Source organism: Exiguobacterium sp. UBA6282 (assembly GCF_002440475.1).
In the GTDB taxonomy this organism is placed as follows: domain Bacteria; phylum Bacillota; class Bacilli; order Exiguobacteriales; family Exiguobacteriaceae; genus Exiguobacterium_A.
This window is the reverse complement of record NZ_DJUM01000011.1, coordinates 32,928-55,066: the sequence shown is the minus strand read 5'-3', so window position 1 is coordinate 55,066 and position 22,139 is coordinate 32,928. Positions and strand designations below refer to the sequence as shown.

General features: G+C 44.2%; 25 protein-coding genes and 1 other annotated feature. Of the genes, 21 read left to right on the top strand and 4 right to left on the bottom strand.

The window, feature by feature from the left end:
- Positions 1 to 6: 6 nt before the first annotated feature.
- The 13 genes from B2751_RS02710 to B2751_RS02650 all read left to right on the top strand — a co-directional run bounded on the left by B2751_RS02710 (position 7) and on the right by B2751_RS02650 (position 10,953).
- On the top strand, positions 7 to 276 hold the full coding sequence (locus B2751_RS02710; RefSeq protein ID WP_029342229.1) for an IreB family regulatory phosphoprotein: 270 nt from the start codon (positions 7 to 9) through the stop codon (positions 274 to 276).
- Positions 273 to 695, top strand: coding sequence for a Holliday junction resolvase RuvX (gene ruvX, locus B2751_RS02705; protein WP_056062458.1), 423 nt, complete (start codon positions 273 to 275; stop codon positions 693 to 695). The genes B2751_RS02710 and ruvX overlap by 4 nt, the downstream gene beginning before the upstream one ends.
- A 14-nt stretch (positions 696 to 709) precedes the next feature.
- Entirely contained in the window at positions 710 to 997 is a 288-nt protein-coding gene (locus B2751_RS02700) for a DUF1292 domain-containing protein (protein ID WP_023468909.1), read from the top strand.
- The gene (locus tag B2751_RS02695; protein ID WP_023468908.1) at positions 984 to 1,277 is read left to right on the top strand and encodes a DUF1292 domain-containing protein; all 294 of its coding nucleotides are present in this window, start codon (positions 984 to 986) and stop codon (positions 1,275 to 1,277) included. The genes B2751_RS02700 and B2751_RS02695 overlap by 14 nt, the downstream gene beginning before the upstream one ends.
- Positions 1,278 to 1,355: 78 nt before the next feature.
- Positions 1,356 to 2,504, top strand: coding sequence for an endolytic transglycosylase MltG (mltG, locus tag B2751_RS02690; protein WP_290772610.1), 1,149 nt, complete (start codon positions 1,356 to 1,358; stop codon positions 2,502 to 2,504).
- 71 nt (positions 2,505 to 2,575) lie between these two features.
- On the top strand, positions 2,576 to 3,214 hold the full coding sequence (locus B2751_RS02685) for an O-methyltransferase (RefSeq protein WP_081780346.1): 639 nt from the start codon (positions 2,576 to 2,578) through the stop codon (positions 3,212 to 3,214).
- Positions 3,215 to 3,230: 16 nt separating this feature from the next.
- Positions 3,231 to 3,878, top strand: coding sequence for a uridine kinase (udk, locus tag B2751_RS02680; protein WP_035406565.1), 648 nt, complete (start codon positions 3,231 to 3,233; stop codon positions 3,876 to 3,878).
- Positions 3,879 to 3,934: 56 nt separating this feature from the next.
- A complete protein-coding gene (greA, locus tag B2751_RS02675; protein WP_029342224.1) occupies positions 3,935 to 4,408 on the top strand; it encodes a transcription elongation factor GreA in 474 nt (157 codons plus the stop codon).
- Positions 4,409 to 4,460: 52 nt separating this feature from the next.
- Complete coding sequence (mtnN, locus tag B2751_RS02670; RefSeq protein ID WP_029342223.1) at positions 4,461 to 5,159, top strand: 5'-methylthioadenosine/S-adenosylhomocysteine nucleosidase; 699 nt, start codon at positions 4,461 to 4,463, stop codon at positions 5,157 to 5,159.
- 106 nt (positions 5,160 to 5,265) lie between these two features.
- Positions 5,266 to 6,210 carry a beta-ketoacyl-ACP synthase III gene (locus tag B2751_RS02665; RefSeq protein WP_290772607.1) on the top strand — a complete coding sequence of 315 codons (945 nt, stop codon included), beginning with the start codon at positions 5,266 to 5,268 and terminating at the stop codon, positions 6,208 to 6,210.
- A gap of 1 nt (position 6,211) precedes the next feature.
- Positions 6,212 to 7,450 (top strand): beta-ketoacyl-ACP synthase II, encoded by a 1,239-nt coding sequence (gene fabF, locus B2751_RS02660; RefSeq protein WP_035406574.1) that lies wholly within the window; start codon positions 6,212 to 6,214, stop codon positions 7,448 to 7,450.
- A 97-nt stretch (positions 7,451 to 7,547) separates the two neighbouring features.
- Positions 7,548 to 9,104: a peptide ABC transporter substrate-binding protein gene (locus B2751_RS02655; RefSeq protein WP_290772603.1), complete on the top strand. Its 1,557-nt coding sequence runs from the start codon at positions 7,548 to 7,550 to the stop codon at positions 9,102 to 9,104.
- Between the two features lie 205 nt (positions 9,105 to 9,309).
- A complete protein-coding gene (locus tag B2751_RS02650) occupies positions 9,310 to 10,953 on the top strand; it encodes a peptide ABC transporter substrate-binding protein (RefSeq protein ID WP_035406580.1) in 1,644 nt (547 codons plus the stop codon).
- Between the two features lie 100 nt (positions 10,954 to 11,053).
- Here B2751_RS02650 and trpS read toward each other — a convergent pair whose 3' ends face one another.
- Together trpS and B2751_RS02640 are read right to left on the bottom strand one after the other, a co-directional pair.
- The gene (trpS, locus tag B2751_RS02645) at positions 11,054 to 12,055 is read right to left on the bottom strand and encodes a tryptophan--tRNA ligase (protein ID WP_035406584.1); all 1,002 of its coding nucleotides are present in this window, start codon (positions 12,053 to 12,055) and stop codon (positions 11,054 to 11,056) included.
- 51 nt (positions 12,056 to 12,106) lie between these two features.
- Positions 12,107 to 12,313, bottom strand: a binding site (T-box leader).
- A 56-nt stretch (positions 12,314 to 12,369) separates the two neighbouring features.
- Positions 12,370 to 12,750, bottom strand: a complete 381-nt coding sequence (locus B2751_RS02640; protein WP_290772597.1) for a DUF3899 domain-containing protein — start codon at positions 12,748 to 12,750, stop codon at positions 12,370 to 12,372.
- A 272-nt stretch (positions 12,751 to 13,022) separates the two neighbouring features.
- Between B2751_RS02640 and B2751_RS02635 the strand changes: the two genes are divergently transcribed.
- The 5 genes from B2751_RS02635 (at position 13,023) to B2751_RS02615 (ending at position 18,985) form a co-directional block, all read left to right on the top strand.
- Complete coding sequence (locus tag B2751_RS02635; protein ID WP_290772594.1) at positions 13,023 to 14,636, top strand: peptide ABC transporter substrate-binding protein; 1,614 nt, start codon at positions 13,023 to 13,025, stop codon at positions 14,634 to 14,636.
- Between the two features lie 332 nt (positions 14,637 to 14,968).
- Entirely contained in the window at positions 14,969 to 15,895 is a 927-nt protein-coding gene (gene opp3b / locus B2751_RS02630; RefSeq protein WP_035406592.1) for an oligopeptide ABC transporter permease, read from the top strand.
- Positions 15,895 to 16,926: an oligopeptide ABC transporter permease gene (gene opp3C, locus B2751_RS02625; protein WP_035406596.1), complete on the top strand. Its 1,032-nt coding sequence runs from the start codon at positions 15,895 to 15,897 to the stop codon at positions 16,924 to 16,926. The genes opp3b and opp3C overlap by 1 nt, the downstream gene beginning before the upstream one ends.
- A gap of 32 nt (positions 16,927 to 16,958) precedes the next feature.
- Positions 16,959 to 18,032 (top strand): ABC transporter ATP-binding protein, encoded by a 1,074-nt coding sequence (locus B2751_RS02620; protein WP_035406599.1) that lies wholly within the window; start codon positions 16,959 to 16,961, stop codon positions 18,030 to 18,032.
- Entirely contained in the window at positions 18,032 to 18,985 is a 954-nt protein-coding gene (locus B2751_RS02615; protein WP_035406602.1) for an ABC transporter ATP-binding protein, read from the top strand. Before B2751_RS02620 ends, B2751_RS02615 begins: the two co-directional genes overlap by 1 nt.
- A gap of 46 nt (positions 18,986 to 19,031) precedes the next feature.
- Here the strand turns inward: B2751_RS02615 and B2751_RS02610 are convergent, their stop codons facing one another.
- Positions 19,032 to 19,565: an HD domain-containing protein gene (locus B2751_RS02610; RefSeq protein WP_035406605.1), complete on the bottom strand. Its 534-nt coding sequence runs from the start codon at positions 19,563 to 19,565 to the stop codon at positions 19,032 to 19,034.
- A 223-nt stretch (positions 19,566 to 19,788) separates the two neighbouring features.
- Between B2751_RS02610 and B2751_RS02605 the strand changes: the two genes are divergently transcribed.
- The 3 genes from B2751_RS02605 (at position 19,789) to mecA (ending at position 21,295) form a co-directional block, all read left to right on the top strand.
- Complete coding sequence (locus tag B2751_RS02605) at positions 19,789 to 19,926, top strand: hypothetical protein (RefSeq protein WP_023468890.1); 138 nt, start codon at positions 19,789 to 19,791, stop codon at positions 19,924 to 19,926.
- Positions 19,927 to 20,098: 172 nt separating this feature from the next.
- Positions 20,099 to 20,497, top strand: a complete 399-nt coding sequence (gene spxA, locus B2751_RS02600; RefSeq protein ID WP_012370920.1) for a transcriptional regulator SpxA — start codon at positions 20,099 to 20,101, stop codon at positions 20,495 to 20,497.
- Between the two features lie 171 nt (positions 20,498 to 20,668).
- Positions 20,669 to 21,295, top strand: a complete 627-nt coding sequence (gene mecA, locus B2751_RS02595; RefSeq protein ID WP_035406608.1) for an adaptor protein MecA — start codon at positions 20,669 to 20,671, stop codon at positions 21,293 to 21,295.
- Positions 21,296 to 21,357: 62 nt separating this feature from the next.
- On the opposite strand, the gene B2751_RS02590 is transcribed toward mecA, so the two are convergent.
- Complete coding sequence (locus B2751_RS02590) at positions 21,358 to 22,080, bottom strand: SDR family NAD(P)-dependent oxidoreductase (RefSeq protein WP_290751705.1); 723 nt, start codon at positions 22,078 to 22,080, stop codon at positions 21,358 to 21,360.
- Positions 22,081 to 22,139: the final 59 nt, after the last annotated feature.

The window sequence follows — 22,139 nt, the reverse complement described above, 5'->3', positions numbered from 1 at the left end:
ATGAACGTGAGTCAGATGGATCAAACGATGAAATTCAACTTTCCAGAAGACGATAACAAAGCAGCGACACGGGATGTGTTGTTGACGGTCTATCATGCTTTAGAAGAAAAAGGATATCATCCGATCAACCAAATCGTCGGCTATCTCCTATCTGGAGATCCTGCTTACATTCCTCGTCATAATGACGCACGTAACTTAATTCGTAAGATTGAACGTGACGAATTGCTCGAAGAACTCGTGAAATCTTATTTGGCGGAGAGTGGAAATTCAAAATGAAACGTGCAATGGGACTAGACGTCGGTTCGAAGACGATCGGGGTAGCGGTCAGTGACTTGATGGGCTGGACGGCGCAAGGTGTCGAGACGGTCAAGTGGACGGAACCGGATTACCCAGAAGCCTTCAAACGGCTCGATGTCATCATGGAGACATACAATGTCGAAATCCTAGTCATTGGTCTTCCGAAAAACATGAACGGTTCCATCGGTCCCCGTGCGGAGGCGAGTGAAGCCTTTGCGAAGGAAATCGAACAGCATACTGGGCTTGAAGTCGTCTTCATGGATGAACGGTTGACGACGATGCAAGCAGAACGGATGCTGATCGATGCAGATGTCAGCCGCAAGAAACGAAAACAAGTCATCGATAAGATGGCTGCCGTCATGATCCTGCAATCGTATTTGGATCGGGCGAATCGATGAAGGGGGAGAAACCGATGGCTGAAGAAAAACGTCAGTATCTCTTTCCAGATGAAGAGGGCGGCGAACATCTTTTCGAAGAATGGTACCGTTACTCAAGTGAACGTACAGGAAAAACCTATCTATTTCTTGAAATGATCGGTAACCCTGACGAAGGAGCGGATGATCTAATCATCTGCGAGATCGATGAATATGGAGAAGGCGAAGATGATTTTGAATTGAGCCTGATCGATGAAAATGATGAGCAAACTTGGGATGAACTCGAGCTTGCGTTAAAGGAGCGGATCACTGATGCAACAGAATGAGCCAACACGTTACGTAATTCCGGACGGCGAAGGAAATGATTTCGAATTCGTAGAACGTCTGCGTTATGAAAGCCCACGTTCGAGCAAGACATACATCTTCCTCGAGCCAATCGGAGCAGATTATGACGAAGCAGAAGAAGTCGATATCTTCGTTTACGAACTCGACGAATACGGTGATGGAGACAACGACTTCAACCTCGTACCAATCGACGAAGACGATACAGCGACTTGGGATGAAATCGAAGAAGTCTTTAACACGCTCGAAGATCAGTTAGACTAACCCGACTCATGACAGGTGACGTCGTAAGAGACTTTCTCTTACGGTGTCACCTTGTTTTAAGAGAAGAAGGAGGAACCGATGGAGAACGAATGGAAGCAAAATGCTGAAATCGAAAAAAGGCGACGCCGGACATCACGCCGGATCACGCTGATCATCCTTTCTGTATTGTTGACGATTTTTCTAGTTACCAGTGCGGTCATCTATGTCTTTTTGAAAAATGCGCTTGAACCGGTCGATGAAGCAGCGACGAAATCCGTCAAAGTCGAAATTCCTTTAGGCGCAGGAACGAGTACGATCGCTTCCTTACTAAAGGAAAAAGATTTGATTGCAAACGAGACGATTTTCCGTTATTACGTCCGTTATAAGAATGAATCGTCATTCCAGGCGGGTACATATACCCTGTCACAAGCCATGTCCCCGGATGAAATCATCAATGAATTGAAAACGGGAACGGTCATGAAGGCAGCGGATGTGAAAATCACGTTACCTGAAGGCATCACGATGGATCGTCAAATTGATTTAATCGCGAAAGCGACGAAGTTCAAAGAAGAGACGATTCGTAAAGAATTGACGGATACGATGTTCATCGATGCCATGATTGAAAAATATCCGATGTTGACGGATGAAGTGAAGAAGAATGGCGTCTTGTATGCACTTGAAGGATATCTCTTCCCAGCAACGTATGAGTTCGATAAAGGAAAAAGCATTGATCAAATCGTCGAGACGATGCTCGACGAGACAGAAAAAGTCTACGATGAAAATGAGGATGCCATTCGAAAGTCAGGCATGACCTTCCATGAAGTGCTCAGTCTCGGTTCAATGGTCGAGCGTGAAGCCGCGACACCGAAGGATCGTCGTGAAATCGCAGGCGTCTTCAAAAACCGTTTAGATGATGGCATGAAACTGCAGTCGGACCCGACGGTTTGGTATGGCACTGGCGAGAATACGGCATTGACGACGCTGAAGGATCTTGAGAATAACTCAAAGTACAATACGTATAAGTACGAAGGAATTCCGATTGGTCCGATTTCAACGGTCAGTAAGGATTCCGTATTAGCTGTCTTGAACCCGAATAAAACAAAATATGTCTATTTCTTCGCCCGTCCACCAAGTGATACACATCCACGAGGACAGATTCTTTACGAAGAGACATATGAAGAACATCAACGAAACGTCGTTAAGTATAAACCGGAATGGGTGGAATACGAAGCGAGTAAAGAGCAATGAGCAACGGGTTGGGTTGAAGCGGAAATGACGCTTCAAGTCAACCTGTTTATGCGGAAGAGGGAGTGAATGGCGTGAAGGATTTCACGACCTATGTCGAATCGATGATTCATCCTCGTGATGCCCTACTAGAAGAAATGGAGCGTTATGCGGAAGAACATCATATACCGATCATCGAGTTGACCGGTTCCGAAGTCTTGTTGTCGCTCCTGCGATTACAGCAACCGAAGCGTATTCTAGAAGTCGGAACAGCAATTGGCTATAGTGCGATCCGGATGGCACGTGCGTTACCGGATGCGCGTATTACGACAATCGAACGGAATGCAAAGCGGTATGAAGAAGCAAAAACCTTCATCGCCCGGTCAGATGTGGCGGATCGGATTGACATCATTTTTGGTGATGCAGTAGAATTAGCCGAAACGCTTGAAGACCAGTTTGATGCAGTCTTCATCGATGCAGCTAAAGGACAGTATAAAAAATTCTTTGCGGGATATGGGCGACTCATTCCAGAGGGTGGCGTGCTTTATACGGACAATCTCTTCTTACACGGAGATGTCCTTGAGCCTGACCCGAAGACGTTCGATCGAAGAAGACGTCGGCTCGTGCGTCTCGTCAAAGAATTCACGGTCTGGATGATGGAACAAGAACAATATGATACGACGATTTTTCCGCTCGGTGACGGTGTATCCGTCAGTCGGAAAAAGTCGAAATGATGGAGGAACGAATGACATGCAAAAACCGGTAGTAATAGGCGTAGCGGGCGGAACGGGTTCAGGGAAGACGACGGTGGCACGTTCACTTGTCGATGCGTTCCCAAGCGAATCAATCGTAATGATTGAACAGGACGCATACTATAAAGACCAAAGTGAATTATCAATGGAAGAGCGATATCAGACAAACTATGATCATCCATTTGCTTTCGATAATGGTCTTTTGATCGAACACATTCAAGCGCTCCGCGAAAACATTGCCGTTGAAAAACCGGTATATGATTATGTCGCACATACACGTGCTCAAGAAACGATTCGTCTCGAACCACGTGATGTCATCATCGTAGAAGGAATTTTAGCGCTTGAAGACGAACGGTTACGGGAACTAATGGATATTAAGGTGTTCGTCGATACGGATGCGGACGTTCGCATTCTTCGTCGGATGCAACGTGATATCAACGAACGTGGGCGTTCAATTGATTCTGTCGTTGAGCAGTACACGAATGTCGTCCGTCCGATGCATCTGCAGTTCTGTGAACCGACAAAACGTTATGCGGATATCATCGTACCAGAGGGCGGCGAAAACCACGTGGCAATCGATTTACTCGTAACGAAAATCCGAGCGATCCTTGATTATCGTTCGGCACTTGATCAAAGAGGATATTGATTCCAAAAAAGATGTGAATATACTATACTAGTGGAATAAAAAGGAGCGTGACAAAAATGGCAGAAAAGCAATACTACATGACGCTTGAAGGTAAAGCGAACATTGAAAATGAATTGAATGAATTGAAGTCAGTCCGCCGGAAAGAAGTCGTCGAGAACATCAAGATTGCCCGTTCGTTCGGTGACCTTTCAGAGAACGCAGAGTATGATTCAGCAAAAGAAGAGCAAGCAATGGTCGAAGGCCGGATTGCTCAACTGGAAGAGATGCTTCGCAACGTTGCCATCATCTCGGAAGAAGAGAAGGATATCTCAGTCGTCGGTATCGGAACGACAGTCACTTTCTTGAGTGTCGAAGACAACGAAGAAGATACGTATACGATCGTTGGTAGTGCCGAAGCAGATCCGTTCACGGGTAAAATTTCGAACGAATCACCAATCGCAAAAAGTTTAATGGGGCACCAAGTCGGAGATCAAGTCTCTGTACCAGCACCAGGCGGCGAATACGCAGTAAAAATTACATCGATCAAATAAAGAACACAGGAGCCGGAGCAATCCGGCTTTCTGTTTGATGGAGGAATGGACCATGCCAATCGCAATCATCGGCGCAATGGAAGAGGAAGTCAACTTATTGCGCAACGAGTTGTCAGAACGTAAAGATACAGTCATTGCAAACTATCATTTTTATGAAGGACTCTTGAATAGCGTTCCTGTCGTCATTTTGAAGTCAGGAATCGGGAAAGTGAACGCTGCGATCGGTACGACATTATTGCTTGACCACTACAAACCAACTGCTGTCATCAATACCGGCTCAGCAGGCGGATTTAAAGAAGGCTTAACGGTTGGGGATGTCGTCGTCTCAACAGAAGTACGTCACCATGACGTAGACGTGACAGCGTTTGGTTACGAATATGGTCAGGTACCTGGAATGCCAGCTGCCTACCAAGCAGATCCAAAGCTCGTAGCAACAGCAGAAGCTGTCATCGAGCGCATGGATGCAATTCGTGTCGTTCATGGATTGATCGCGACAGGCGACTCATTCATCCATGATTCAGAGCGTTCTGCTCAAATCAAGGCGCACTTCCCAGAAGTCGCAGCCGTCGAGATGGAAGCTGCGCCAATCGCACAAGTCTGTCATCAGTTTGGTGTTCCGTTCGTCGTGACACGTTCGATTTCAGATAGCGCTAATGAAGAAGCGTCACTCTCGTTTGATGAATTCCTCGAGATTGCGTCAATCAATTCCGCTAAAATGGTCATGGAAGTCGTTCGGACGTTAGCAGAATGAGGTAGAAGGAAGGGCACGGGAGACCTTGCTCTTCCTTTTTTCTTTGACAAAAGCAAATTAACGCTTTATATTAGTACCAGATACTAATAACAAAAGGGGATGCCTTATGAAGATCGGGATTGTAGGATTAGGAACGTCTTTGCCATCACGTCGCGTAACGAATGATGAGCTAGCAACGACGCTCGACACAAGTGATGAATGGATTCGGACACGAACAGGAATCGGGGCACGACGAATTGCAGCCGATGATGTGGATGTAACAGACTTAGCGACAGAAGCGGCTCAGAAGGCACTCGATGATGCTGGATTGACAGTAGAGGACATCGGCTTGATCGTTGTCGGAACGGCAACAGGACGTGCGTTCCCTTCTACAGCCTGTATCGTTCAAGAGCGCCTGGGAGCACGAGGGGCGACCGCTTTTGATATCAGTGCGGCCTGTAGTGGATTCATCTTCGCATTACAAACAGCTGCAAGCATGTTAGCAACAGTCGAAGGAAAACATGCACTTGTCATCGGTGCTGAAAAAATGTCGAGTATCGTTGACTGGTCAGACCGGTCGACAGCGATTTTATTCGGAGATGGTGCAGGAGCGGTCGTCATCGGACAAACTGAGCAAGAGGGATTAAATGCTTTTGAACTCGGAACAGACGGACGTGGAGCCCATCTGTTGTTTAAGGATATCGATGGACCAATCGAGATGAACGGTCGCGAAGTCTTTAAGTTCGCCGTTCGTAAATTACCGGAAATCGTTGAGAAGGTCATTCAAAAAGCAGACAGCACGCTTGAAGATGTCGATATCTTGATTCCGCATCAGGCGAACCTACGCATCATCGATGCAGCGTGTGAACGACTGCATATTCCGCAAGAAAAGGTCATCGTTACGATCGATGAGCATGCGAATACATCTGCTGCTTCGATTCCACTCGCACTCGAAGAAGCACGTAAGCAAGGTCGTCTGACACTAGGTACGAAACTTGTACTTGCTGGCTTCGGTGCCGGATTGACTTGGGGAGCAGCATATATTACTTGGACTAAAGGAGAGAACACATAAGATGATGAGAAAACGCGTTGTAGTCACAGGAATCGGGGCATTGACACCAATCGGGAATGATGCGAATACATTCTGGGATGCATTAAAAGAAGGAACGAACGGAATTCGTCCGATGGAGCGTCTCGATATCGATGAGTATCCAACGAAGGTTACGGGCGAATTACAGAACTTCGATGTCACAGAATTCATTGAGGCGAAAGAAGCACGGAAAATGGATCGCTTCGTTCATTATTCACTTGTCGCAAGCCTGGAAGCTGTAAAAGATGCTGGAATCGACATTAAAGAAATTGCAGAACGTGCTGGGGTCTGGATCGGATCTGGAATCGGTGGCGTTGAGACGATCGAGAAACAAGCGAAAATCTACTTTGAACGTGGACACCGTCGTGTCAGCCCATTCTTCATTCCAATGATGATCCCGAATATGGCAAGCGGTCAGGTATCGATTTATACTGGAGCTAAGGGACCAAATAACTGTTCCGTCACTGCATGTGCTTCAGGAACGAATGCCATCGGAGAAGCACTGCGTGTCATCGAACGTGGCGATGCGGATGTCATGATCGCTGGTGGAGCGGAAGCACCGATCACGAACTTAGCATTTGCTGGTTTTTGTGCCAACAAAGCGATGTCGACGAATCACGATCCTGAAACGGCAAGTCGTCCATTTGATGAAGGACGTGACGGATTCGTCATGGGAGAAGGCGCAGGTATCCTGATTCTTGAGGAATACGAGCATGCGGTAGCACGTGGTGCAAAAATCTATGCAGAGGTCAGTGGGTATGGATTAACAGCTGATGCGTATCACATCACAGCTCCGGATCCAGACGGAGACGGTGGAGCACGCGCGATGGCGATGGCGATTCAAGATGCGGGCATCACTCCGGAGGCAGTCGGATACATCAATGCTCATGGAACGAGCACACCGATGAACGACATTCTTGAAACAAAAGCGATTCACAGTGTCTTTGGTGAACAAGCGAAACAACTCGTCGTCAACTCAACGAAATCGATGATCGGTCACTTACTTGGTGGAGCAGGTGGTGTCGAGGCGATTGCAACAATTAAATCGTTACAAGAACAAACAGTTCACCCGACGATCCATCTGAAACAGCCGAGTGAAGGCTGTGATCTCGACTACGTGACAGAAGGTTCACGTCACGTCGAAATGACTTATGCGCTCAGCAACTCGCTTGGGTTCGGTGGACACAACGCATCACTCGTCTTCAAACGGTATGAAGCTTAAGCTCAAGCGACTCCCTTGAAACATCAAGGGGGTCGCTTTTTTGATGAAATTCTGATTCAATAGAGAAATGCGTGTTTGACGCAGAAAGGAGTCGTTTATGGCTAACATCACAAAAAAGACATCGATCATGGCACTGCTCCTATTTTTACTGATTGCACTTAGTGGCATGCTCATATATCGTCTGTCGTCGTCTCAAGAAACTAAAACAAGTAACGAAACAAAAACAGCAAAAGTCGAACTGATTGAATCATCGCTTCCGAAAACGTCAGATATTGCGCTGGCGACAGATAGTCGTTCACAGACACTTTTAGCGCAATTGTATGAAGGATTATATGTCTTTACTTCCGGAACATCGGTCCGTCGAGGTTTAGCGCAGGATATGTCAGTCTCGAAAGATCGATTGACGTATACGATTCAACTCAAAGAAACGAAGGATGCCAATGGTCAGCCGATTACGGCGCAGCAATTCGTCGATAGTTTTCGGCGTATCGCTGCTAATCAAACCAATTCACCGTATGGTTTCTTGTTCGAAGTATTTAAAAATGGACGCGCCGTCAATGATGGAAAAATGAAACCAGAGCGTTTAGGAGTCAAAGCCAAAGGACGCAATCAACTCATCATCACGTTGAATCAGCCGGTTTCGAATCTAAAGGAATTACTTGCGATGTCCGTCTTCTATCCACAACCGGAATCAAAGAAGTGGGAAGAACTTGTTGGAAATGGTGCATTTACACTAGAAAAAATGTCGAAAAGCGGATATACGCTTAAGAAAAATGATCAGTATCATCAGCAAAACGTTGTCACAGTAGCGAAAATAGAAAGCCGTATCACTCCCGATCATCAGACGCAATGGAGTTCGTATGAGAAAAGCAAGGCGGCTATCCTTCCATTACAAGAAAGTGTCGAAACACAAGGTGATCAGGTTTCACGACCGACCTATCAAAAAAAGCGGAGTGGTGTCTTTTATATCGCCTTTAATCAAAAAAATGACACGTTCCGCGATACGACACTCAGAAAGCGGATTGCTCACGCCTTGATGGAAAAAGAATCGGTTCAACTTCCTTTAGGATATGCAGGTATTCCGACGAATCGATTCGTCGTCACGGATACGAACGTATTGATGTCAGAATCCGTTCAAGAGAAACCTGAAAAATCACAAGAACATAGTAAACAACAAATTGAGATGCTTAATTTTGATGATCCACAAGCAAAACGGATTGGGGAACAACTCGAAACCTATCTTGAGAAACAAATACCTGAGATTGATATCATTCTTAAGCCAGTCGCGATTGAAGAGAAAATCGACAAAGAACAATCATCACGATATGCGATGACTTTGACTGGATGGATGCCAGATTATCCAGGACCGCTAGCCTATTTAAATCAGTTCGTCTCAGATAATCCTTTAAATTCGGTGAATTATCAATCCAAGGTATACGACCAGACAGTTGAAAAAGCAAGAAAAGAAAAAGAGATAAAACGAAAACAAGCACTCTATCATCGAGCCGAAGAACGGTTAATCCATCAGGATGCTGTCGTCGTTCCTTTGTATCAGACGACTGAGAAATTATATGTTTCTGATACGATTCAAGGAATTGAAGTACCGATTTATGGACCGGAATACCTACTCCGCTCGATGAAAATTTTAAAATAATCACTTAACTGGGACCATTATTTCTTAAGGTCCCAGTCTTTTTTGAAAAAATATTTAGAAAAATCGGATAAAAGGTTTGCAAAATTATCAGAACATTGTAAACTATTTGTAACGAAGGGTTTGATTCGAATATAGTAATTCTTTTTTTTTCGGTCAAAAACCTGACAGTATCATTTTTTTAGAAACCTAGGGGGGTCATCGTAACATGAAGAAGAAAAGCTTTGCTTTAGCTACATCGGTAGCACTCGTATCAAGTGCGTTCCTCGCAGCTTGTTCGACAACGGATTCAGGCGACAAATCGGGCGACACAGGTTCAAGCAAAAAATCAAACGATCAAACACTTAATTTGATCGAAGGTTCGGATATCCCGACACTCAACCCGACGACTTCAACAGATGCAGTGTCTTTCAACGTGTTGAACAACACGATGGAAGGTCTTTACCGTCTTGATGACAAGCAGCAGCCGACACCAGGTATCGCTGAAAGCCACACGGTTTCAGATGACAAATTAACATACACGTTCAAATTACGTGATGCGAAATGGTCTGATGGTACACCAATCACGGCAAAAGACTTTGAATATGCATGGAAAGAAGTTCTCAACCCGGAGAACGCTTCACAGTATGCATATGTCTTCTACAATATCGAAGGTGCAGAAGAGTACAACACGAAGAAAGGTGATCGTGATGCTGTCGGCGTTAAAGCGGTTGACGACAAAACGTTTGAAGTTAAATTAAAAGCCCCTGCAGATTACTTCCTCGGACTCACTGGATTCGGACCATTCATGCCGAAATCAGAAGAACTCTCGAAGAAAATCGGGAAAGACTTCGGTTCGACTGCAGATAAATCGCTGTACAACGGACCATTCAAGTTAACAGATTGGACACGTGAGCAAGGCTGGAAAATGGTTAAAAACGATAACTACTGGGATAAAGATGCCGTTAAACTCAAAACGATCAACGTTAAGGTCGTTAAAGAAGTTGCGACAGGCGTTAACTTGTATGAAAAAGGCGACATCGACCGTACAGGTCTAACTTCTGAGTTCGTTGCCCAGTACAAAGACAATAAAGAGTTCAAAACAAAAGGTGAATCAACGATTTTCTACCTTTACCTCAACACAAAGGTGAAAGCGCTTGATAATGAAAAAATCCGTCGCGCAATCGACATGGGTTACAACAAAAAAGGAATCACGGATGTCATCCTTGCAAACGGATCACTTCCAGCGAACTACCTCGTACCAAAAGATTTCGCAAAAGATGCTGACGGAAAAGATTTCCGCGACAAGTATCCGGCATTCAACGAATACAATGCCGATGAAGCGAAAAAACTCTGGGAAGAGGGTCTCAAAGAAATCGGTCAAAAATCGGTTGATCTTGAGCTCTTGAACTACGATAGCGACGATGCTAAGAAAATCGGTGAGTTCTTGAAAGGGGAACTTGAGAAAAACCTTCCAGGTATGAAGGTTACGATCAAACAACAACCATTCAAAAACAAACTTGATCTTGAAAACAAAGGTGACTTCCAGTTCTCATTCGCTGGCTGGGGTCCTGACTACCAAGATCCAATGACGTTCCTCGATCTCTTCGTCACGGGCGGACCATACAACCGTGGTAAATGGTCGGATAAAGAGTACGATAAACTCATCAAAGATGCACAAACTCAAACAGATGCAACAAAACGTTGGTCTGAACTACAAGAAGCTGAGAAAATCCTTCTTGATTCAGCAGCGATCTCACCTGTTTATCAGCGTGGACGTGCATTCCTCGTTAAACCATACGTTAAAGGAGTCGTCGAGCATAACTTCGGCGCAGACTTCTCATACAAATGGGCTTCAATCGAAGGAAAATAAGCAAAATAAAAAACGGTTTCCGATTTGATTCGGAAGCCGTTTTTTATCTGTGATATATAAAAAAGACCGGGACATCCCGGTCTTTCGCGTAGAGGACGAATTATCTTTTTACTTTCGCACGTTTCCGTTGTAAGCCCATTGCCTTTTCGATCTTCGCGAGTTTTTTGGCAGCGACTGCTTCTGCGCGATCACGTCCAGCGTCGAGAATTTGATCGAGTTCTTCAGAGTCAATCAATTCATAATAGCGCTGTTGAATCGGTTCGAGTTCCGCAATGATCGCTTCTGCGACATCTGCTTTGAATGTTCCATAATTCGAGCCCTCGTATTTTGCTTCAAGAGCTGGAATCGAGATACCAGCGAGTAGGGAATAGATCTCAAGTAAATTCGACACACCTGGTTTGTTTTCACGATCGAATTTTACGATGCCTTCTGAGTCTGTGACAGCTGATTTCACTTTTTTACGAATGACATCTGGTGCGTCAAGCATCGAGATGAAGCCTTTCGGATTTTGATCAGATTTTGACATCTTTTTATCTGGCGTCGTCAAACTCATGATCCGAGCACCTGATTCCGCAATGATCGGTTCTGGTAATGTGAACGTCTCATAATAGCGGCTATTAAATCGTTGGGCTAAATCGCGCGTTAACTCAATGTGTTGTTTTTGATCGTCACCGACCGGAACGAGTTCCGCGTCGTAGAGAAGGATATCAGCTGCCATGAGCGTCGGGTAGACGAACAACCCTGCACCAATCCGCTCTTTTCCTTGTGATTTATCTTTATATTGCGTCATACGTTCTAGTTCACCCATACCGGAAAGACATGTCAACATCCAGCCGAGTTGCGCGTGCGCTTTGACTTCTGATTGAACGAAAATCGTTGATTTTTCTGGGTTCAGACCACTTGCGATATAAAGAGCAGCAAGGGCGCGTGTATTGTTCATCAGTTCGACACGATCGATATCGACCGTGATGGAGTGCAGATCGACGACGCAGTAATATGCATCATGACCGTCCTGTAAGTTCACGAAGTGTTTCATGGCACCTAAGTAATTTCCGAGTGTGACCGTTCCGGTTGGTTTGATACCTGAGAAAATCGTTTTCATAATGAAATCCCTCCAAATAATAAGATCAAAATAAAAAACGCCCCTTGAAAATCAAGGGACGAGTCATCGCGTTGCCACCCAAGTTGCTATTTACATAGCCGCTCAATTTGCTGTAATGGGCAAACCCATCTGACTCTACTTGTTTTCGAATCAGCCACTCGAAAGTCCATTCACTTAGGCATCACCTGTCCATTTTCAGCACCATGGACTCTCTGAGAGGAGTGGATCTAAGTTACTACTCTTTGTCGTCGTGTTTTCTTGTTTGATTAGCTTGAGTTTACCATACCTTAGGTAGAGCGTCACGTTGATTTCGTTTAAAAATATGAGATGATCAGTGAGACGACGATGAAGATGATACCGCTTGAGACATAGGGTTTCGTCCGTGCTGAAGCACGGCGTTGCTTTTTGCGAAGCACTTCTTCCTCCTCGTCTTCATCTTCGTAATAATCGCCATCAATCTCTCGCAACTTCGCTTCCCGCTGCTTTTTGAATCCAGCTGTCATGCCACGGAAGAAACCGTTAGCAGACATATTCGAGAAGAATCCTACTGCAACTAACAAGAATCCTGCTATGAATAAACCACCAGACAGATGATACAAGATGCTGTGTGTTGAATCCGTCATAGTCGCCCAAATCGTGTAAAGCAGAACAAGAACGACCGCAATGATGACCGGTCGGAAATACGTCGATCGCATGAAAATCCCCCTTTACGTACATAGATATTCTTAGTATACGAAACTTTTAATGCTGTTACGAATCGGTAACAAACGAATGATGCAAAATAGCAAATAGTGTGACTATTCACTTGACGTTAATGCTATTCTCACATAAAATCAATTTATCACTTCGTTTAAGTTTTTGAAACTAGGTCAATGCATTTTGGGGAATACATTGCAGTTTCGACGGGACGTTATTGATGTCATAGGCATTATGGCAACTTGGAAATTGAAAAGGAGATGACTTACCGATGAAGAAAAAAACAGTCGGTCTCGCTTTATCAGTCATGCTTGCAGGAAGCGCAGTGCTTGCTGGATGTTCGACAGGTGGCGGAGACAAAGATTCAGGTTCAACAGACGGCAAGAAAAATCTACGTTTGACGGACACTTCGGACATCACGACAGTGGACCCTGCGAAAGCTACGGATTCCGTCGCTTTCAACATGATCGGGAACACGATGGAAGGTCTTTATCGTTTAGACAAAGATGGAAAAGCGATTCCAGCACTTGCAGAAAAAACGGATATCTCAAGCGACAATTTGACGTATACGTTCACGCTTCGTGATTCGAAGTGGTCTGATGGTTCACCGGTCAAAGCACAGGATTTCGAATTTGCATGGAAACGTGCTGCTGATCCGAAAACTGGTTCTAGTTACTCATACATCTTTGACACGTTAAAAAACGGCTCTGATGTCACACAAGGTAAAAAGCCTGTTGATGAACTCGGCGTTAAAGCAATCGATGATAAAACGTTAGAAGTAAAACTCGAGCGTCCAGCTCCGTATTTCCTCTCACTGACATCGTTCGGTACGTATACACCAATCAGTGAAGACTTCTACAAGAAAAACGAGAAAGACTTCTCGCTCAAACCAGATAAATTGCTTTATAACGGTCCTTTTGTTTGGGAAACTTGGAAAACGGATTCAAAACGTGTCCTGAAGAAAAACGATAACTACTGGGATAAAGATGCCGTCAAACTCGACGAAGTCACGATCAGTGTCGTTAAGGATAATTCGACAGTCGCAAACCTGTATGATTCAAACGAAATCGATTACGCAGGTCTGACTTCGGAGCAAGTTGAAGCATACAAATCGAAACCTGAATTCAAGACAGCGCTTCGTTCTTCGATCGCTTACTTGAAATTCAATAACGAAGATGCAACGATGAAAGATGTAAATGCACGTAAAGCAATCGCTCGTGCGATTGATCCAAAAGGAATCACGGATACGCTTCTTGCGAACGGTTCGATTCCGACAACAAGCTTCATTCCAAAAGATTTCGTTAAAGATGCATCAGGCAAAGACTACACGAGCGACATCAACTGGTTCGATCGTGACGCGAAAGAAGCAGCAGATCTTTGGAAAAAAGCAAATGGCGATAAGAAAACGACGATTGAATTGCTTTCGTTTGATAACGAAGACGCTAAGAAAATCGGTGAGTACATGAAAGGTCAACTCGAGAAGAATCTTCCGAATGTCACTGTTTCGATCAAACAACAGCCGTTCAAGAATAAACTCGATCTTGAAACAAAAGGCGACTACCAAGTTTCTTACTCAGTTTGGGGTCCAGATTATCAAGATCCAATGTCTAACCTGTCCATCTTCGAATCAACGAACAGCCAAAATGACGTGAAGTACAAATCAGCTGCGTATGATAAATTATTAAACGCGGCAAACGATGAGTCAGACTTGACGAAGCGTTTAGATTTGTTCAAACAAGCTGAGGCGCAATTGATTGAAAAAGATCAAGCCATCGCACCAATCTATCAAGCGGGTTCTGCATACTTGAGCCGTCCGACGGTCAAAGATTTCAACCGTCAATTGTTCGGAGCAGATTTCCAATACAAATATGTTGATGTGAAGTAATCGAGAACGGGAGCGTCCCTAAGTCAGTTCGGGTGCGCTCCTGTTTTATACTACTTTGAATGAACGGAAACTCATTTTTAGCGGAAATGTGAAATTTTCGTAAAAAAGTGGTTCTAATTACTTTGTTAGCAAAGTATAATGGAATCAAACGAAAAATTCTGACTATTGGACGACGTTAAAAAAGCGTCTGATCGAACATCGAATCAAAGCACAATTAAAAAGAATTTTAAATTTTTATAACAAAATTCTTGAATGTTCCGACAATTGTGGGTCATACTGATTTTATTGATGTTTCGAAAAAAACAGAAAATCTTTATAGGGGGTGCCATCTTATGGGCCGTTATTTAGCTCAACGCCTGGTTTACGGCGTATTGACGTTTTTACTCATCGCTTCGTTCACTTTCTTCCTGATGGATCTGCTACCAGGTTCACCATTCCAGAACCAGGAGAAACTTTCTCCTGAACAGTTGAATATCCTTCGGGATAAGTACAATTTGAATGATCCACTACCACAACGCTATGCAGCGTACATGGTTAACTTATTCCAAGGAGACCTTGGTGTATCGTTCAAATATGACAGCCGTCCAGTTACAGATTTAATTTCTGAACGAATTGGACCATCGGCTCAACTTGGAGTTCAAGCACTCGTACTTGGTGTACTCTTAGGTCTCGTACTTGGTGTAGTTGCTGCACTTCGTCACAACACAGTTGTCGACTACGGAGCAATGTTCATCTCGGTTCTCGGGATTTCAGTACCATCTTTCGTATTCGCCTCACTCCTTCAGTATTATGTCGGCGTGAAATGGGGCGCTTTGCCAGTAGCGTTCTGGGAAAGTCCGGCGCATACGATTCTACCAACGATTTCGTTGTCTCTTGGGGTCACCGCCTCGATTGCCCGATTCGTAAGGACGGAAATGCTTGAGGTTACAGGTCAGGATTACGTCACGTTAGCTAAAGCAAAAGGCCTAGATGGTCAATCAATCACTTGGAAACACATGGTTCGGAATGCATTGATTCCTGCTATTACGATTCTTGGACCTATGACTGCTGCATTGATCACAGGTACATTTGTCATCGAAAAAATCTTTGCTGTACCTGGGCTTGGTGAGTTGTTCGTATCGTCAATCACACAAAATGACTATACAGTTATCATGGGTACGACGCTGTTCTTCTCGGCAATCTTCATTCTCATGATTTTAATCGTCGACTTGCTATACGGTGTCGTTGATCCACGGATTCGTTTGGGGGGTAGTAAATAATGGCTGAACAAAATTCAAATGCAAAAGCGGAACAGTTCGATTCATCATTGTTTCAACAAGTTGAGTTCAATGAACAAGCCGGTGAACGAATTGCCGGTAAAAGCTTAAACTTTTGGCAGGATGCTTGGATGCGCTTGCGTAAAAACAAAGCAGCGATCATTTCTCTTGTCTTGATCATCGTGATTGCCATCATGTCATTAGCGGGTCCTGCAATCTCTGGTAAAGATGCTTATACCCAAACAATCACTCAAGCTAAACTTCCACCTAAAGTAACAGGATTAGAGTGGGCTGGCTTTGATGGTATGGCAACACTTGGTGAGACACCAATCGATTTTTATAAACAAAAACAAGTAAAAGAAAATTATTGGTTTGGTACGGACCACCTTGGTCGTGATCTTTGGTCACGTGTCTGGGAAGGGACTAAAATTTCACTCTTCATCGGTTTGATGGCAGCGCTTATTGACGTTCTCGTCGGTGTCACATACGGTGGTATTTCAGCTTATTACGGCGGTCGCGTCGATAATATCATGCAACGGATCGCGGAAATCCTGACAGGGGTACCGAACTTAATCCTGATCATCCTCTTCATCTTGATTCTTGAACCAGGAATCACGACGATCATCCTCGCGATGACGATTACTGGTTGGATCGGGATGAGTCGACTCGTTCGTGGTCAGATCCTGAAACTAAAGAACCAAGAATTCGTTCTCGCAGCACGTACACTTGGTGCTTCTAGCGCACGTTTAGTCTTCAAACATTTGATTCCAAATACCTTGGGTACAATCATCATCTCGCTCATGTTCACGATTCCTGGGGCAATCTTCTTCGAAGCTTTCCTAAGCTTCATCGGTCTTGGGCTTGCACCACCGCAACCGTCGCTTGGTACACTGATCAATGAAGGGTACAAAGAACTTAAGACGTTTCCTTTCTTGCTCGTCGTTCCATCGACAGTGCTCGTACTCCTCATGATCAGCTTCAACATGTTGGCAGATGGATTACGTGATGCGTTCGATCCACGTCTACGTCGCTAACAAATATTAGATTAGAGAGGAGCTCATCCAAAATGGAAACAATCTTGTCAGTCCGCGACCTGAATGTCGCTTTCCATACGTACGCCGGGACGGTTCAAGCCGTCCGCGGAGTATCGTTCGATTTAAAAAAAGGTGAAACACTCGCAATCGTTGGTGAGTCCGGTTCTGGTAAATCGGTTACTTCAAAAGCCATCATGCGTCTGATTCCAAATCCGCCAGGTGAAATCACAAAAGGTGAGATCTTATTCGAAGGTCGCGATTTGGTTAAGCTTTCCGATAAAGAAATGCAAAAAGTACGCGGTCGTGATATCGCAATGATCTTCCAAGATCCAATGACATCACTTAACCCGACAATGACGATCTACAAACAGATTGCCGAAGGTTTAAAACGTCACCAAGGATTGACAGGTGATGCTGCTAAAAAACGTACGCTTGAATTACTGACGCTTGTAGGGATTCCAAACCCAGAAGCACGTCTGAAACAATATCCACACCAATTGTCTGGTGGGATGCGTCAACGGATCGTCATCGCAATCGCACTTGCTTGTAATCCGAAAGTCTTGATTGCCGATGAGCCGACGACAGCACTCGATGTTACGATTCAAGCGCAAATCCTCGAGTTGTTGAAAGACATTCAACAAAAAACGGGTACAGCGATCATCTTCATCACGCACGATTTAGGCGTCGTAGCGAACATGGCCGATCGTGTAGCGGTCATGTATGCAGGTAAATTAATTGAGAAGGGTACAGTCGATGAGATTTTCTACGAGCCACGTCATCCATATACTTGGGGACTCCTTGGTTCAATGCCACGTCCATCGGATGACCGTTCACAAGATTTACCGGCGATTCCAGGAACACCACCTAACTTACTTCATCCACCAGTCGGTGACGCGTTTGCACCACGAAATAAATATGCAATGAAGATTGATTTTGAAAAAGAACCTCCTTTCTTCAAAATTACAGATACTCACGAAGCGGCGACATGGTTGCTCCACCCACAAGCACCGTATGTTGAGCCACCACTTGCAATTCGGGATCTGGCGTTGAAATACCGCCCAGATAGCGTATTCGCGAAATCGCTTCTGAAAGGCGGTCTGAAATAATGGAAAACCGTAATAAATTACTTGAAGTAAAAAACTTGAAGCAACACTTCAACATTGGACGCGGACGTGTCGTTAAAGCGGTTGATGGTTTATCATTCGATATCTATGAAGGCGAAGTACTTGGTCTTGTAGGTGAATCGGGTTGTGGTAAATCAACGACTGGTCGCTCAATCATCGGATTGTATGAGGCGACAGACGGCGAAGTCATGTTCAAAGGTGAAAACGTTCATGGTAAAAAGTCGCGTAAAGATAAACTGAAGTTCAACCGTGCGATGCAAATGATTTTCCAAGACCCTTATGCGTCACTTAACCCACGGATGACAGTCGGTGATATCATCGCTGAGGGAATTGATATTCATGGTCTAGCAAAGTCGAAAGACGAGCGGAATAACCGTGTGTACGATTTACTCGAAACAGTTGGTTTGACGAAAGAACATGCGAGCCGTTACCCACACGAGTTCTCGGGTGGTCAGCGTCAACGGATTGGAATCGCGCGTGCGCTTGCTGTAGAACCGGACTTCATCATCGCGGATGAGCCAATCTCGGCACTTGACGTATCGATTCAAGCGCAGGTCGTCAACTTGATGAAAAAACTGCAGCGTGACCGTAGTTTGACTTACTTGTTCATCGCCCACGACTTATCGATGGTAAAATATATCTCGGATCGTATCGGTGTTATGTACCAAGGTCACCTCGTTGAACTATGTAGTGCGGATCGCTTATATGAGAATCCGGTCCATGCTTATACGAAATCGCTCTTGTCTGCGATTCCTCTTCCGGATCCAGAGCACGAGCGTACACGTAAGCGGATCGTTTATGATCGTCCGACGAGTGGACCTGTTGGTAAATCAGATGAAGATTCAAGCATTCCACCACTTCGTGAAATCGAACCAGGTCATTTTGTTTCGATGACGGATGCAGAACTGGAAGCATATCAAGCGCAACTCGTATAATTGTTTAAAACAAAAGGCATTTCCACGTTGATCGTGGAAATGCCTTTTAATTTTCTGATGCAATTCGTGGAAGATGCGCGAAGCGATGAACGACAGAATCAATCGCATCAAGACGGCGCATGGCTTCATCAAAATCGATTTTTTCATAGTGATGTAGTCCGCCTGGTTGTTCTTCCAGCGTATCCGCATCGTGCACAAGTTGTTGAAGTGGTGTCCGGTTGATTGCACCAGGTGGAAGATACGAATCCGTATGCAAAAGAACGGCAAGTGCGATTTCTTTGGCGCGTGCTGGTTCTTCACCAAGGCGAATCAAAAGTTTATGGGCGCGTTCAGCCCCTTTAATGGCATGAATATCATTTTGACGATAGAGATCATAGTTCCAAGTGCCATCGGTATACCATTCGTAATGCCCGATGTCATGGAGGAGTGCAGCTTTCGTAGCTGTATCCGCATCTAAACCTCGCTTCGTAGCGAGCGTCAGAGCGCGTTCAGCTACTGAAATCGCATGATTCAAGCCAGAACGGGATAAATATTTTTGAGCGATCGGATGATCGAGAATAGTGACGAGTGTTAATGACATGAATGAAAAACTCCTTCCTGAGCGTTGATATTTCTATACACTCTACAGAAAATTGAAAGAAATTGCAACTATTTTTCATTACTTAATCGACAATCTCACATATTTAATTGTTTAAAGTAGGAATAGATTTTTGATATACGTGGTATAATTACTAATGTAGAAGATGATTATTTTGCTTTCGTAGGTTGTTAGTTCTGTTTCGGACCGATTGGGGTGTCGGAATATGAAAGAACGTGACAAAAAGAAAAAGCTGAAGAAGCGCCTTTTGCGGGATATTTTAGAGAAAAAACTAAAAGAAATGAAACTTCCTAAAGCAAAAGAAACGATTTCTCAGCCATTTGATCACACGCCAGCTTGTTAAAGCCACGTGGTGGCTTTAACAAGCTTTTTTACGAAAAGTTCTTTCATCTTTATAAAAAAGCTAGGTTTTCTGCTTTATTAGATGTAAACTGTCAAGTAATAGAACCATCATCGATATCTATGTATTCACTTAGGTGTTAAATGATGTTAAATCAGGGGGAGGATGTTTTTCAATGGTAACACTCTATACTTCACCAAGTTGTACTTCTTGTCGGAAAGCACGCGCGTGGCTTGAAGAACATGAAATCCCGTTCGTAGAACGTAATATTTTTTCAGAACCATTATCGCTCGATGAAATCAAACAGATTCTTCGAATGACGGAAGATGGAACGGACGAGATTATCTCAACGCGTTCAAAAGTCTTCTCGAAACTCGATGTTTCCGTTGAAAACTTATCGTTGCAGCACCTATACGATTTAATTCAAGAATATCCTGGATTATTGCGTCGTCCGATTTTGATTGACGAAAAACGTCTTCAAGTAGGATATAACGAGGATGAAATCCGTCGATTCTTACCACGCAAGGTGCGTACATTCCAACTTTTGGAAGCACAGCGTCTTGTAAACGAGTAATTTTAAAAAGCACGCTGCTTCGTGAGCAGTGTGCTTTTTGTTACCGATAAAAAAGGTTAAAATAAAGATAACAAAGGAATAGAAATATATCCTTCGGATTCGAAAGTATGAATCCAAGTCATGTCCTCGTTCGTATTCTAGATAAGGAACGAGAAGAAAGGAGTGGACAGATTGAAAATCGAACGCGTCAATGACAATACGGTCAAGTTCTTCATCACTTATACTGACATCGAACGCCGTGGTTTTGCCCGAGATGAGATTTGGTATAATCGGGAACGGGGAGAACAGTTATTCTGGCAGATGATGGACGAAGCGAATGAAAAAGAGTCCATCTCCTTCGAAGGTCCACTATGGATACAAGTGCAAGCTTTTGAAAAAGGTCTTGAAGTCACTGTAACGATCGCAAAAAATGCAGTCGATGGTGAGCAAGTCGATGAAGACGAACTCGATTCACTTTTACGATCAGCGATGTCTGAGACAGAAGATAAAGATACAGAATTAAGCCAGGATGTCTTATTCGAAACTCATGATTTCGAGCATATCATTGCGCTTAGTCAATATGCGAATGCTCCTGTCTTCGCAGAACTTGAAACAGCGCTTTACCAAAAGGATGGACTCTATCTACTACATGTTCATTTCGAAGATGATGTGAATGTAGAAGCACAAGAAAATGTCATGAGTTTAATTGCCGAATATCTTCATTTCAGCGAACAAACGATTCATCCTGTCGCTGAATATGGAAAACAAATCATTGCTTCAGACGTCTTTGCCTTTATTCGGAAATACTTTCCGAATTAAAAGAACTAAAAGTGCGAGTAAAAGGAGGATCACGAATCGTGATACCTCCTTTTATTCTGACATTAAGTGAGGGTATAACCACCGTCTACGATAAGGGCTTGCCCATTGATGTAACTCGCTTTATTCGAGAGTAAGAAACAAACGACTTCTGCGATTTCAGAAGGTTGTGCAGGTTCGCCACGAAGATGATGCTTCATCGCAAGATCAAACTTATCTTTCCCGCCATATAATGCGTGGCTCAATGATGTGTCGACCGGTCCCGGACAAATGGCATTAAAACGATACTTGCCATGGAAGCGGGCAGCGTATGTCTTTGTCAGTGTCAATAAAGCGCTCTTAGACGATGCATAGGGTAAGAGCATGGCGGGAAACTTGACGTGACCGACGATCGCGCTATTATTGACGATAGAGGCACCTTTTGAGAAACGTTTCGTCGCGAGCTGGATGATTCGTTCAGGGGCATGATAATTCACTTGGAACACTTCTTTTTGTTGATCGGAGATTCTCTCGGGTGCGACGGGTTTTCCAAATGTCCCTGCATTATTAAAAATCCCGTCGATTTCTGGAAAATCTTCGAGTGTTTCTTCAAAGAACCTGTCGATGGCAGAGGAATCAGTCAAGTCGACAGGGAAGAAATATAAACGTCCTTCTCCGCTAGATTCAAGAGAAGCTCCTTTGTCTTGATTACGACCAATGGCAAGAACGGTATGACCTTCTCGAATCAGTTGGAGGGCAGTTGCTTCTCCGATTCCACTTGTTGCACCAGTAATGATATACGTACCCATTTAAACGCTTCCTTTCTGTCATGAGTTCTTAACTACAATTTTTACAACATACATAAAAG